The organism is Escherichia sp. TW14182, assembly GCF_000208525.1.
GTDB classification, from domain to species: Bacteria; Pseudomonadota; Gammaproteobacteria; order Enterobacterales; family Enterobacteriaceae; genus Escherichia; species Escherichia ruysiae.
The window spans coordinates 1-14,182 of record NZ_AEJZ01000251.1 but is presented as its reverse complement, the minus strand read 5'-3'; the positions used below and the strand labels follow the sequence as shown (position 1 = coordinate 14,182).

The window sequence follows — 14,182 nt, the reverse complement described above, 5'->3', positions numbered from 1 at the left end:
TGAGGGCTTTACCGTTACAGCCCTGTGCTGTCCCGCCATCGTAAATCCTCTTCGAATAAAGGCAACGCATTGATCTGGCTTTGATTTATTTCTTCGAGCAGACTCGCAAAGGCGATTGCAGCACACTGCAAATGCAGTGATAAGCGCGGGAAAAGGGATAAAAAAACGGGCAAGTCAGCGACCTGCCCGTTGTTTGTCAGAGAAGGGAAATCAGTACAGCAGACGGGCGCGAATGGTGCCCGGAATCGCTTTCATTGCCTGTAATGCTTTTTCAGCAACGTCTTCATCTGCTTCAATATCAATAACTACGTAGCCCATCTGAGCAGACGTTTGCAGATACTGCGCGGCGATGTTAACGCCCTGCTCGGCAAAAATTTTGTTCAGCGCAGTCAGCACGCCCGGACGGTTTTCGTGGATGTGCATCAGACGGCGGCCACCGTGCAGCGGCAGCGAGACTTCCGGGAAGTTCACCGCAGAGAGCGTGGAGCCATTGTCAGAGTACTTGATCAATTTACCCGCAACTTCCAGGCCGATATTCTCCTGCGCTTCCTGAGTCGAACCGCCAATGTGCGGCGTCAGCAGGACGTTGTCGAATTCGCACAGCGGAGAAGTAAACGGATCGCTGTTGGTCGCTGGTTCTGTTGGGAATACATCGATTGCCGCGCCAGCCAGATGTTTGCTCGCCAGTGCGTCACACAGCGCCGGAATATCGACCACAGTACCGCGCGAAGCGTTAATCAGCAGCGAGCCGGGCTTCATCAGTGAGATCTCTTTCGCGCCCATCATGTTTTTGGTAGACGGGTTTTCAGGCACATGCAGGCTCACCACGTCGCTCATATTCAGCAAGTCGGAAAGATGTTGCACCTGCGTCGCGTTACCCAGCGGCAGTTTGTTTTCAATATCATAGAAGTAAACATACATCCCCAGCGACTCCGCCAGAATGCCAAGCTGCGTACCGATATGACCATAACCAATGATACCCAGCTTTTTGCCGCGCGCTTCAAAAGACCCCGCCGCCAGTTTGTTCCACACGCCACGGTGCGCTTTGGCGTTGGCTTCCGGCACTCCGCGCAATAGCAGCAGAAGTTCACCAATCACCAGCTCAGCGACAGAACGCGTATTCGAAAACGGTGCGTTAAATACCGGAATCCCGCGTTTTGCCGCAGCATTTAAATCAACCTGGTTTGTGCCTATGCAAAAACAGCCAATAGCGACCAGCTTTTCTGCGGCATTGATCACTTCTTCGGTCAGATGGGTTCGGGATCGCAGGCCGATGAAGTGGGCATCGCGGATGGATTCTTTTAATTGTTCATCATCCAGCGCGCCTTTATGAAATTCGATGTTGGTGTAACCTGCCGCGCGAAGACTTTCCAGCGCCTTTTGGTGCACGCCTTCTACCAGCAGAAACTTAATCTTGTCTTTCTCCAGCGATACCTTTGCCATTTACCCAATCCTGTCTTTGAAATGTTGTGTGTGGATTTACATCCGCCTTTCAACATATCAAAAAATAATATTGCGGCAATATGAACGTTTGCGTCGCGATGTTGAGGAAATATCACGAGAGGTTGATTAACAGAAGAAAATGCTGAAGATGAGACGTTCTTTAGCGTGTTAGGCAAAAGTGAGTTAAAAACGTGATAGATGTCACCAAATTTAACAATGCAAAAAATTTTTAACGGGGGACGAACTCCCCCGTCAGATCATTTCACAATGGTTTTAACGCCGTCAGGCGTGCCAATCAGCGCGACGTCCGCGCCACGGTTGGCAAACAGACCAACAGTAACCACCCCCGGAATCGCGTTAATCGCATTTTCCATCGCTACCGGATCAAGGATTTCCATACCGTGGACGTCGAGGATCACGTTGCCGTTATCAGTCACCACGCCCTGACGATATTCCGGACGACCACCAAGTTTCACCAGTTGACGAGCCACTGCACTACGCGCCATCGGAATCACTTCCACCGGCAACGGGAATTTGCCCAGAATATCGACCTGCTTGGAGGCGTCCGCGATGCAGATAAATTTCTCTGCAACCGAAGCAATGATTTTTTCACGCGTCAGCGCCGCGCCGCCGCCTTTGATCATCTGCATATGGCCGTTGATTTCATCTGCACCGTCAACGTAGATGCCGAGGCTGTCAACTTCATTGAGGTCAAATACATGAATGCCAAGGCTTTTTAGTTTTTCAGTGGATGCATCCGAGCTGGAAACTGCCCCTTCAATCTGACCTTTCATCGTGCCGAGTGCATCAATAAAGTGTGCGGCGGTGGAACCTGTACCAACACCAACAATGGTTCCGGGCTGAACATACTGAAGTGCCGCCCATCCTACTGCTTTTTTCAATTCATCCTGCGTCATGATCGTTTCGCCTGTGGTATGAAATTTCAGACGCATTATATACAAAAAAAGCGATTCAGACCCCGTCAGCAAGTCGTGCGGATAACTCATCCATGAAATAACAGGCAATGTCGGGCATCCTCTTTCACCCCGGCAAATCTGGGTATCAGGAGGCATCAGGATTACCCTTCTATCCCCCAGTCAGCATATCTGAAACTACGCCGATAAAGGTGAAGCACTTCAATACAACCAATTGATAATATTAATAATAAAAATAACATCTATTGTTAGCATCTCGCCCACAGAACGTTGCCTTTACGCTCTACAAAGACTAAAAAAACACGGTATTGTCAGTCAAAATTTCCATTATGGCTGCTTTTGTATACGTTAAATGCTCTGTACCCAAAGCAAAATTATGTCATAGTTCGGCATAAGAAAATTTGAGGAGCAGGTTAAAGCAATGAAACGCCCGGACTACAGAACATTACAGGCACTGGATGCGGTAATACGTGAACGAGGATTTGAGCGCGCGGCACAGAAATTGTGCATTACGCAATCAGCCGTCTCACAGCGCATTAAGCAGCTGGAAAATATGTTCGGGCAGCCGTTATTAGTGCGTACTGTCCCGCCGCGACCTACAGAACAAGGGCAAAAACTGCTGGCACTGCTTCGCCAGGTGGAATTGCTGGAAGAAGAGTGGCTGGGGGATGAACAAACCGGTTCAACCCCGCTGCTGCTTTCACTGGCGGTCAACGCAGACAGTCTGGCAACCTGGCTGCTACCGGCGCTGGCTCCGGTGCTGGCTGATTCGCCTATTCGTCTGAACTTGCAGGTGGAAGATGAAACCCGCACCCAGGAACGCCTGCGTCGCGGTGAAGTAGTTGGCGCGGTGAGTATTCAACATCAGGCGCTGCCCAGTTGTCTTGTCGATAAACTTGGCGCGCTTGACTATCTGTTCGTCAGCTCCAAACCATTTGCCGAGAAATACTTCCCTAACGGAGTAAGCCGCTCCGCGCTGCTCAAGGCACCGGTGGTGGCGTTTGACCATCTTGACGATATGCACCAGGCATTTTTGCAGCAAAACTTCGATCTGCCGCCAGGTAGCGTACCGTGCCATATCGTTAACTCGTCTGAAGCCTTCGTTCAACTCGCTCGCCAGGGAACAACCTGCTGTATGATCCCACACCTGCAAATTGAGAAAGAACTGGCGAGCGGCGAGCTGATCGACCTTACGCCAGGGCTGTTTCAACGGCGAATGCTCTACTGGCACCGCTTTGCCCCAGAAAGCCGCATGATGCGTAAAGTCACTGATGCTTTACTAGACTATGGTCACAAAGTACTTCGTCAGGATTAATCAATCACTTAATGCCTGATAGCACATATCAGGCATTTTCCTTTTTTCTTTTTATCTTCTTTGAACAACGTCACGAAACAGACAAATCTCACGCGGCAAAAAACGACGTCCCAATGCATTTTTTTTGCTGGCGACAACCCCGTGTAAAAAGCTCACCGTAAGCGCATCCCACCAATTTGATTGCGTTTTATGGAGCAAATAATGTCTAACGTGCAGGAATGGCAACAACTTGCCAACAAGGAATTGAGCCGTCGGGAGAAAAACGTCGACTCACTAGTACGGCAAACGGCGGAAGGGATAGCCATCAAGCCGCTGTATACCGAAGCCGATCTCGACAATCTGGAAGTAACCGGCACCCTTCCAGGCTTGCCGCCCTACGTTCGTGGTCCACGTGCCACCATGTATACCGCTCAACCGTGGACTATTCGTCAGTATGCCGGTTTCTCCACGGCAAAAGAATCTAACGCCTTTTATCGCCGTAACCTCGCTGCCGGGCAAAAGGGTCTTTCCGTTGCTTTTGACCTCGCCACCCACCGTGGTTACGACTCTGACAATCCGCGCGTTTCAGGCGACGTCGGTAAAGCAGGTGTCGCTATCGACACCGTTGAAGATATGAAGGTGCTATTCGACCAGATCCCGCTGGATCAAATGTCGGTTTCGATGACTATGAACGGGGCAGTCCTGCCAGTACTGGCGTTTTATATTGTGGCCGCTGAAGAGCAAGGCGTTACACCCGATAAACTCACAGGCACCATCCAGAACGACATTCTGAAAGAGTACCTCTGCCGCAATACTTACATTTATCCGCCAAAACCGTCGATGCGTATTATCGCTGACATCATCGCCTGGTGTTCCGGCAATATGCCGCGCTTTAATACCATCAGTATTAGCGGTTACCACATGGGCGAAGCGGGAGCCAACTGCGTGCAGCAGGTGGCGTTTACTCTCGCTGATGGGATTGAGTACATCAAAGCTGCACTTTCTGCTGGCCTGAAAATTGACGACTTTGCCCCGCGCCTGTCGTTCTTCTTTGGCATCGGTATGGATCTTTTCATGAACGTCGCTATGCTGCGCGCCGCACGTTATCTCTGGAGTGAGGCGGTAAGTGGATTTGGAGCCAAAGATCCGAAATCACTGGCACTGCGCACCCACTGTCAGACCTCAGGCTGGAGTCTCACCGAGCAAGATCCCTATAACAACGTTATCCGCACCACCATTGAAGCGTTGGGCGCCACACTTGGTGGTACACAATCACTGCATACCAACGCTTTTGATGAGGCACTTGGACTGCCAACCGACTTCTCGGCACGTATAGCCCGTAATACTCAGATAATCATTCAGGAAGAGTCAGAAATCTGCCGCACCGTCGATCCGCTGGCCGGATCTTATTACGTTGAGTCGTTGACCGATCAGATCGTCAAACAGGCTCGATCCATCATCGCTCAGATCGACGAAGCCGGGGGTATGGCGAAAGCGATCGAAGCGGGTTTGCCAAAACGCATGATCGAAGAAGCGTCTGCGCGTGAGCAGTCACTGATCGATCAGGGCAAACGCGTGATTGTTGGCGTTAACAAGTACAAGCTGGATCACGAAGACGAAACCGATGTCCTTGAGATAGACAACGTGATGGTACGTAACGAGCAGATTGCTTCACTGGAGCGCATTCGCGCCACCCGCGATGATGCTGCCGTAACCGCCGCACTGAATGCTCTGACTAATGCGGCACTGCAAAACGGAAACCTGCTGGCTGCTGCTATTAATGCGGCACGCGTTCGCGCGACATTGGGTGAAATCTCCGATGCGCTGGAAGCCGCTTTTGACCGTTATCTGGTGCCGAGCCAGTGTGTTACCGGCGTGATTGCGCAAAGCTATCATCAGTCGGAAAAATCAGCTTGCGAATTTGATGCCATTGTTGCGCAAACGGAACAGTTCCTCGCGGATAACGGCCGTCGCCCGCGCATCCTGATCGCCAAAATGGGGCAGGATGGACACGATCGCGGGGCCAAAGTCATTGCTAGCGCCTATTCCGATCTTGGATTTGACGTTGATTTAAGTCCGATGTTCTCGACACCAGAAGAGATCTCCCGCCTGGCGGTGGAAAACGACGTTCATGTGGTGGGCGCGTCCTCACTCGCTGCCGGGCATAAAACGCTGATCCCGGAACTGGTAGAAGCCCTCAAAAAATGGGGACGCGAAGATATCTGCGTAGTCGCTGGCGGCGTTATTCCACCGCAGGATTATGCCTTCCTGCAAGAACGCGGCGTGGCGGCGATTTATGGTCCGGGTACGCCCATGCTCGACAGCGTACGTGATGTACTGAATCGGATTAGCCAGCGTCATGATTAACGAAGCCACGCTGGCAGACAACATTCGGCGCTTACGTCAGGGTGAGCGTGCCACACTCGCCCAGGCGATGACGCTGGTAGAAAGCCGTCATCCACGTCATCTGGAACTAAGCACTCAGTTGCTCGACGCCATCATGCCGTTTTGTGGTAATGCACTGCGCCTGGGCGTTACCGGCACACCTGGCGCGGGGAAAAGTACCTTTCTTGAAGCCTTCGGTATGTTGCTGATTCGCCAGGGGCTGAAAGTCGCGGTGATTGCCGTCGATCCCAGCAGCCCAGTGACCGGTGGCAGCATTCTTGGCGATAAGACTCGGATGACCGAACTGGCGCGTGCCGATGCGGCATTTATTCGCCCGGTTCCGTCATCCGGTCATCTGGGCGGCGCCAGCCAGCGGGCGCGGGAGTTAATGCTGTTATGCGAGGCGGCAGGTTATGACGTGGTGATCGTTGAAACCGTCGGTGTCGGGCAGTCGGAAACCGAAGTCGCCCGCATGGTGGACTGTTTTATCTCACTGCAAATCGCCGGTGGTGGTGATGATCTCCAGGGCATTAAAAAGGGACTGATGGAGATGGCAGATCTGATTGTCATTAACAAAGACGATGGCGATAACCACGCGAATGTCGCCATTGCCCGCCACATGTACGAGGGCGCTCTGCATATTCTGCGTCGCAAATATGACGAATGGCAGCCGCAGGTTCTCACCTGTAGCGCGCTGGAAAAATGCGGTATCGATGAGATTTGGCGCGCAATTATCGATTTCAAAACCGCACTTACCGCCAGCGGTCGTTTGCAACAAATGCGGCAACAACAATCGGTGGAATGGCTGCGTAAACAAACCGAAGAAGAAGTGCTGCACCACCTGTTCGCGAATGAAGATTTCGATCGTTATTACCGCCAGACGCTATTAGCAGTCAAAAACAATACTCTCTCGCCGCGCACCGGCTTGCGGCAGCTCAGTGAATTTATCCAGGCTCAATATTTTGAATAAAGGAATTTTTATGTATTATCAGTATGTTAATGTCATTATCATCAACAAAGTTGCGGTCATTGAGTTTAACTATGGCCGCAAACTCAATGCATTGAGTAAAGTCTTTATTGACGACCTGATCCAGGCACTAAGCGATCTCAACCGACCAGAAATTCGTTGTATCATTCTGCGTGCTCCGAGTGGTTCCAAAGTCTTCTCCGCAGGCCACGACATCCATGAACTGCCATCAGGCGGTCGCGATCCTCTCTCTTACGATGATCCGCTACGGCAAATTACCCGTATGATCCAAAAATGCCCCAAACCGATCATTTCGATGGTCGAAGGTAGCGTCTGGGGAGGTGCTTTTGAAATGATCATGAGTTCCGATCTGATCATCGCTGCCAGCACGTCGACCTTCTCAATGACCCCAGTTAACCTTGGCGTACCGTATAACCTGGTGGGCATCCACAACCTGACCCGCGACGCGGGCTTCCACATCGTCAAAGAACTGATTTTTACCGCTTCGCCAGTCACCGCCCAACGCGCGCTGGCTGTTGGCATTCTCAACCACGTTGTTGACATCAGCGAGCTGGAAGATTTCACCCTGCAAATGGCGCACCACATTTCCGAAAAAGCACCGCTGGCGATCGCGGTAATCAAGGAAGAACTGCGCGTACTGGGCGAGGCGCACACGATGAATTCAGACGAATTTGAACGTATTCAGGGGATGCGCCGAGCGGTTTATGACAGCGAGGATTATCAGGAAGGTATGAATGCTTTCCTGGAAAAACGTAAACCTAATTTCGTCGGTCATTAATGCTCAGCGAATGAAGGAGTAAAAGATGAATATGATCTGGGCAAGGATGACCGCCGATGAAGCGGCGGAAATTATCCAGCACAATGATATGGTAGCATTCAGCGGCTTTACCCCTGCGGGTTCACCTAAAGCTCTACCTGTCGCTATTGCTCATCGTGCCAACGAACAACATGAGGCGAAAAAACCGTACCAGATTCGCCTGCTAACCGGCGCGTCAATTAGCGCCGCCGCCGATGACGTGCTCTCTGAAGCTAACGCCGTTTCATGGCGCGCTCCGTATCAAACATCATCTGGGTTACGCCAAAAGATCAATCAGGGGGCAGTCAGTTTTGTTGATCTACACTTGAGCGAAGTCGCGCAAATGGTTAACTACGGCTTCTTCGGCGACATTGATGTTGCGGTAATTGAAGCCTCAGCCATCGAGCCGGATGGACGTGTCTGGTTAACCAGTGGGATCGGTAACGCTCCGACCTGGTTACTGCGGGCCAAGAAAGTAATCATTGAACTCAATCACTATCATGATCCGCGCGTTGCGGAACTGGCGGATATTGTGATTCCTGGCGCACCACCGCGACGCAATAGCGTTTCGATCTTCCATGCGATGGATCGCGTCGGTACTCGTTATGTGCAAATTGATCCGAAAAAGATTGTTGCGGTCGTGGAAACCAACTTACCTGATGCAGGTAAGCTGCTGGATAAGCAAAATCCCATGTGCCAACAGATCGCCGACAATGTGGTTACCTTCTTATTACGTGAAATGGCACAGGGGCGCATTCCGCCGGAATTTCTGCCACTGCAAAGTGGGGTAGGCAACATCAATAATGCGGTAATGGCGCGTCTCGGGGATAACCCGGATATTCCACCGTTTATGATGTATTCGGAAGTGCTACAGGAATCAGTAGTTCATCTTCTGGAAACCGGAAAAATCACCGGAGCCAGCGCCTCCAGTCTGACTATCTCCGCCGATTCACTGCGCAAGATTTATGACAATATGGACTATTTCTCCTGTCGGATTGTGTTACGTCCGCAGGAGATTTCCAATAACCCGGAAATTATCCGCCGCCTTGGTGTTATCGCTCTGAACGTCGGCCTGGAGTTTGATATTTACGGGCACGCCAACTCAACGCATGTTGCCGGAGTTAATTTAATGAACGGTATCGGCGGCAGCGGTGATTTTGAACGCAATGCTTATCTGTCCATCTTTATGGCGCCGTCGATCGCCAAAGAAGGAAAAATATCAACCATCGTGCCGATGTGTAGTCATGTTGATCACAGCGAGCACAGCGTGAAAGTGATCATCACTGAACAAGGGATCGCCGACCTGCGCGGCCTCTCTCCACTTCAACGCGCACGCGCTATCATCGATAACTGCGCCCATCCCATGTACCGTGACTATTTGCATCGCTATCTGGAAAATGCCCCAGGAGGGCATATTCACCACGATCTTAGCCACGTTTTCGATCTGCATCGTAACTTGATCGAAACGGGTTCAATGCTGGGTTAATTGCTCGTACCATCACGATCTTCAGCAATTTGCTGTAGTATCGTGGCGGTATAGCGATGATTTTTCAGTGAATAGAGGTATTCCTGCATATACATTGGCGTATGCGGCGCATCGAAATATTTCAGCGTTGCCGGATTCACCAGTCGCCAGGCAAAATGTGGAATGACTGTCAGAAAATGTCCGCGCTCAACGGCGCTGATTTTGGCCATAAAACTGTAGGGGCGATAAATGATTGTTGGATTGATCCCACAAGGGCGCATGTTCGCATCAATCATCGCTTCATAGTTAGCGCGGTTCTGAAAGCGCATCTGTAACCACGGTAACTCCTGTAATAACTCCTGCTCCTGACGTTCTTCAAAACGGCGGGAAACAAGAAACCCCAGTCGCAGCGGCGACAGTTCGCTGATAGTTAGATTTTCCAGCCCCTTAACACGGGCGGATACATGCTGCGGAGAGATAATAAAATCAAACTGGCGGTAGAAGAGATTATCGATAACCCCATTTTCGCTAAACTCAACCGGCTGGGCAGTCACCCCTTCATATTTATCACCAAGACTGATTAGCTGATCAAAAATAATCGTCGGATACGTATTATCGATGCCAATGACAATTTCATGAGAATGACGCCCGGAATTATGAATTTCATTATCAATAGCAGAAAGTCGTTGGTAAACCGGAAATAGTTTTTGATAAAGTTCCTGTCCGGCTTTATTGAGACTAATGTTGTTATCTTTACGGGTAAACAGCGTATAACCAATTTGTTCCTCCAGCGCGGCAATACTTTTGCCAAACGGTGAAGCCGTCATATGTATTTTTTCTGCTGCCCTGGCAATATTATTGGTTTGCGCTAATAAAATAAAATTGCGCATCTTTTTTGAAATAAAAATATCCATACCCTCTCCCCAAACATCACTGTCCGCTTAACCGTTTCAGTTATTCAATCTTTGATGATATCGCGAGCAAAGATAGGTAATTGCATCATGGTTTTACAGAAAATTACAGAAAAAGGAGACGATATAAGGTGAAGACATTAGCCCGACAAATGAGTCGGGCTAAATGTATTATTGTGCGGTAGGTGTTTTTGCCGGTTGCTGATCAACGGGTTCTAACTGGAAGACCACATCCACCTGGTCATCAAACTGAATAGCGGCCTGCTCGTAAGTTTCCTGAGTAGAAACCGGCGCGGCATCAGCTTTCATCATCCGAACCATCGGGCTGGGCTGATAGTTGGAAACATGGTAGCGCACGCTATACACCGGTCCCAGTTTGCGATTAAAGCCATTCGCCAGCTCCTGCGCCTGATGAATCGCGTTATCTATCGCAGCCTTACGCGCTTTATCTTTATAGGCATCCGGTTGCGCTACTCCCAGCGAAACAGAACGAATTTCATTAAGACCAGCCTTCAGCGCGCCATCCAGCAAAGAATTCAGCTTGTCTAACTGACGAACTGTTACCTCTACCGTTCTCACTGCCCGGTAGCCTTTCAGAATACTTTTGCCATCCTGGTAATCGTAATCTGGCTGGGTACGTAAATTCGCAGAACTGATATCTTTTTTCGCGATCTGATTGAGTTCAAGGAAAGAGATATATTGCGCCACGCGCTCATCCGCTTGTTTTTTGGCGGTAGCAGCATCCTTCGCGGCCACATTAACTTCAATAGCAAGAGTGGCAATGTCTGGCACCGCATCTACGCTTGCCGTTCCTGAAGTGACAATGTGCGGACCATCCGGTAGTTCATTGGCCTGTACTGCCATCCCGCTGAAACCCATCAATGCCGCCAGGGCGATAACTTTGAACTTCACGTTAGTCTCTCCGTGTTTATTTACTTGCCCAAAATTCAAAACCTCTGTAGGCAAGCTTAGCGTCTCTGTTTTTATTTTCCATCAGATAGCGCCTAACTGAACAAGGCTTGTGCATGGGCAATACCATCTCTCGCCAGCTGTAGGGCGATAAACCACATTACGCCACCAACAATAATATTAATAATACGCTGCGCTTTGGCGGTACGCAGACGCGGTGCCAACCAGGCTGCGAGAAGAGCCAGACCAAAGAACCACAAGAAAGAGGCGCTAATCGTCCCAAGCGCAAACCAGCGTTTTGGTTCAACATCGAGCTGCCCGCCGAGGCTCCCCAATACCACAAAGGTATCCAGATAAACATGGGGATTCAGCCAGGTCACTGCCAGCATGGTGGCAATAATTTTCCAGCGTCCCTGTTTCATGACTTCAGCACTAACCAGCTCAATATTACTGCTCATCGCCGTTTTAAAAGCGCCAAAACCATACCACAGCAAGAAGGCAACGCCGCCCCAGGTGACCAGCGCCAGCAACCACGGTGACTGCATCAGTAACGCGCTACCGCCAAAAATCCCGGCGCAAATCAGAACCAAATCGCTGATTGCACAAAGTAAGGCAATCATAATGTGGTACTGGCGGCGAATACCCTGATTCATCACAAAAGCATTTTGTGGACCGAGCGGCAGGATCATAGCCGCCCCAAGTGCAAGACCTTGAAAGTAATAAGAAAACACGTTGGATATTCCGAATTAAGTATCTGATGCAGAGAATATAGCGCGGGAATGTTATTAGTGGAAATTGATATTATTAATTGGCAATCAGAATAACTAATAAGAGAGAGGCCAGATAAATTATCTGGCCTCAGCGTTGATTATGCAGCTTTGTCCTCTTTCACCCGCTTAAAATTCACATCCATTTGCGGATACGGGAAGCTGATACCAGCGGCATCAAACTCGCGTTTAATACGCTCCAGCACATCCCAGTAAACGTTTTGCAGATCGCCGCTGTTACTCCAGACGCGGACCACGAAATTAATCGAAGATGCGCCAAGCTCGTTCAGACGCACGGTCATTTCGCGATCTTTTAAAATGCGATCGTCAGACTGGATAATATCGGTCAGGATCTGCTTCACCTGATCGATATCGGAATCATACGCCACACCAATGATAAATTCGTTACGGCGCGCAGGCTCGCGAGAGAAGTTAATAATATTACCGGCAATAATTTTACCGTTCGGAATAACGATAATTTTACCGTCTGCAGTGCGCATAGTCGTAGAGAAAATCTGCACGCTCTGCACTGTACCGGCAACACCGCCGAGGTCGACATATTCACCGGCACGGAACGGACGGAACAGTACCAGCAACACACCAGCGGCCAGGTTAGACAGAGAACCCTGCAACGCCAAACCTACAGCTAAACCTGCGGCACCCAGCACGGCGATAACCGATGCAGTTTGTACCCCCACACGACCTAACGCTGCGATCAGCGTAAAAGCAATAATCGCATATCGGGCTAATGCAGAGATAAAATCAGCAACGGTGGCATCTATGTTACGGGAGATCATCAGGCGATTCACCGCGTTGGAGATCATCCGCGCGATAATCAAACCAATGATGATGATCGCGAGAGCCGCCACGATGTTTACGGCATAACTCAGCAACAGCGCCTGGTTGTTCACCAACCAGGAACCTGCACCGTGTATGCTATCGACAACATTCAAATCTTCCATTCAATATTCCTTTTTAACTGACTCAAAATGGAGAAATACACTCCGCTGCCTTATGACGGGCAGTCTGACAAGGGTAAACAATAAAGCATAATTTTGCCAAATAGATCACAGATTTCTCCTGTCCATCACCTTGCTTTTGGCGAAAAAAAAGACCCGCAGAGCGGGTCTTGAGATAAGCAGAAAGGAATATCTTACAGAACGTCGATCGCGTTCAGTTCCTTGAATGCTTTTTCCAGACGAGCGATCATCGAAGTCTGACCGGCACGCAGCCATACACGCGGATCGTAGTATTTCTTGTTCGGCTGATCTTCGCCTTTCGGGTTGCCCAGCTGACCCTGCAGGTAAGCTTCGTTTTCTTTGTAGTAGTTCAGAACACCTTCCCAGGTTGCCCATTGGGTATCGGTATCGATGTTCATTTTCACTACGCCGTAGCTTACGGAGTCTTTGATTTCCTGAGCAGTAGAACCGGAACCGCCGTGGAATACGAAGTTCAGGCTGTTGTGCGGCAGGTTGTGTTTCTTAGAAACATATTCCTGAGAGTCGCGCAGGATAGTCGGAGTCAGAACCACGTTACCCGGCTTGTAAACGCCGTGTACGTTACCGAAGGACGCTGCGATGGTGAAACGCGGGCTGATTTTGCTCAGCTCGGTGTATGCGTAATCAACGTCTTCTGGCTGGGTGTACAGTGCAGAAGCGTCCATGTGGCTGTTGTCCACGCCATCTTCTTCACCACCGGTGCAACCCAGTTCGATTTCCAGAGTCATGCCGATTTTGGACATGCGCTCCAGGTATTTAGAGCAGATTTCAATGTTCTCTTGCAGAGATTCTTCAGACAGGTCGATCATGTGGGAAGAGAACAGCGGCTTGCCGGTAGCAGCGAAGTGTTTTTCACCCGCGTCCAGCAGACCGTCGATCCACGGCAGCAGTTTCTTCGCGCAGTGGTCGGTATGCAGAATAACCGGAACACCATAATGTTCAGCCATCTGGTGAACGTGATGCGCACCAGAGATCGCGCCCAGGATAGCAGCACCCTGCGGAACGTCAGATTTCACGCCTTTACCAGCGATAAAGGAAGCACCACCGTTGGAGAACTGAACGATAACCGGCGCTTTAACTTTAGCAGCTGTTTCCAGTACGGCGTTGATGGAGTCAGTACCGACGCAGTTTACTGCTGGCAGTGCGAAGTTGTTTTCTTTTGCTACCTGGAAAACTTTCTGTACGTCATCACCAGTGATTACGCCAGGTTTTACGAAATCAAAAATCTTAGACATGTCTCTTGTCCTGTATCGTCGGGCCTTATACTCGTCATACTTCAAGTTGCATGTGC

Annotated in this window: 12 protein-coding genes; 5 read left to right on the top strand and 7 right to left on the bottom strand. The window is 50.1% G+C overall.

The annotated features are described in order from the left end of the window. Positions 1 to 210: 210 nt before the first annotated feature. Positions 211 to 1,443 carry a phosphoglycerate dehydrogenase gene (gene serA, locus EQY_RS0118610; protein ID WP_001151617.1) on the bottom strand — a complete coding sequence of 411 codons (1,233 nt, stop codon included), beginning with the start codon at positions 1,441 to 1,443 and terminating at the stop codon, positions 211 to 213. 257 nt (positions 1,444 to 1,700) lie between these two features. Continuing rightward, entirely contained in the window at positions 1,701 to 2,360 is a 660-nt protein-coding gene (gene rpiA / locus EQY_RS0118605) for a ribose-5-phosphate isomerase RpiA (protein WP_024191163.1), read from the bottom strand. Positions 2,361 to 2,799: 439 nt separating this feature from the next. Between rpiA and argP the strand changes: the two genes are divergently transcribed. The 5 genes from argP (at position 2,800) to scpC (ending at position 9,327) form a co-directional block, all read left to right on the top strand. Further along, the gene (argP, locus tag EQY_RS0118600) at positions 2,800 to 3,693 is read left to right on the top strand and encodes a DNA-binding transcriptional regulator ArgP (protein ID WP_000828349.1); all 894 of its coding nucleotides are present in this window, start codon (positions 2,800 to 2,802) and stop codon (positions 3,691 to 3,693) included. 201 nt (positions 3,694 to 3,894) lie between these two features. Next, positions 3,895 to 6,039 carry a methylmalonyl-CoA mutase gene (scpA, locus tag EQY_RS0118595; RefSeq protein ID WP_000073217.1) on the top strand — a complete coding sequence of 715 codons (2,145 nt, stop codon included), beginning with the start codon at positions 3,895 to 3,897 and terminating at the stop codon, positions 6,037 to 6,039. Further along, positions 6,032 to 7,027, top strand: a complete 996-nt coding sequence (gene meaB / locus EQY_RS0118590; RefSeq protein ID WP_000606487.1) for a methylmalonyl Co-A mutase-associated GTPase MeaB — start codon at positions 6,032 to 6,034, stop codon at positions 7,025 to 7,027. Before scpA ends, meaB begins: the two co-directional genes overlap by 8 nt. A gap of 10 nt (positions 7,028 to 7,037) precedes the next feature. Next, on the top strand, positions 7,038 to 7,823 hold the full coding sequence (gene scpB / locus EQY_RS0118585; RefSeq protein WP_000291794.1) for a methylmalonyl-CoA decarboxylase: 786 nt from the start codon (positions 7,038 to 7,040) through the stop codon (positions 7,821 to 7,823). 25 nt (positions 7,824 to 7,848) lie between these two features. Continuing rightward, positions 7,849 to 9,327, top strand: coding sequence for a propionyl-CoA:succinate CoA transferase (gene scpC / locus EQY_RS0118580; RefSeq protein ID WP_001056014.1), 1,479 nt, complete (start codon positions 7,849 to 7,851; stop codon positions 9,325 to 9,327). Here the strand turns inward: scpC and srsR are convergent. From srsR to fbaA, 5 genes are all read right to left on the bottom strand, one after another. Next, entirely contained in the window at positions 9,324 to 10,220 is an 897-nt protein-coding gene (gene srsR, locus EQY_RS0118575) for a LysR family transcriptional regulator SrsR (protein WP_000350788.1), read from the bottom strand. The two genes, scpC and srsR, sit on opposite strands and share 4 nt — an antisense overlap. Before the next feature lie 168 nt (positions 10,221 to 10,388). Beyond that, positions 10,389 to 11,129, bottom strand: coding sequence for an oxidative stress defense protein (locus EQY_RS0118570; protein ID WP_000669825.1), 741 nt, complete (start codon positions 11,127 to 11,129; stop codon positions 10,389 to 10,391). A 92-nt stretch (positions 11,130 to 11,221) separates the two neighbouring features. Then, positions 11,222 to 11,857, bottom strand: coding sequence for an arginine exporter ArgO (gene argO / locus EQY_RS0118565; protein ID WP_000493354.1), 636 nt, complete (start codon positions 11,855 to 11,857; stop codon positions 11,222 to 11,224). A 137-nt stretch (positions 11,858 to 11,994) separates the two neighbouring features. Further along, on the bottom strand, positions 11,995 to 12,855 hold the full coding sequence (mscS, locus tag EQY_RS0118560) for a small-conductance mechanosensitive channel MscS (RefSeq protein ID WP_000389806.1): 861 nt from the start codon (positions 12,853 to 12,855) through the stop codon (positions 11,995 to 11,997). Positions 12,856 to 13,046: 191 nt separating this feature from the next. Then, entirely contained in the window at positions 13,047 to 14,126 is a 1,080-nt protein-coding gene (fbaA, locus tag EQY_RS0118555; protein WP_000034374.1) for a class II fructose-bisphosphate aldolase, read from the bottom strand. Positions 14,127 to 14,182: the final 56 nt, after the last annotated feature.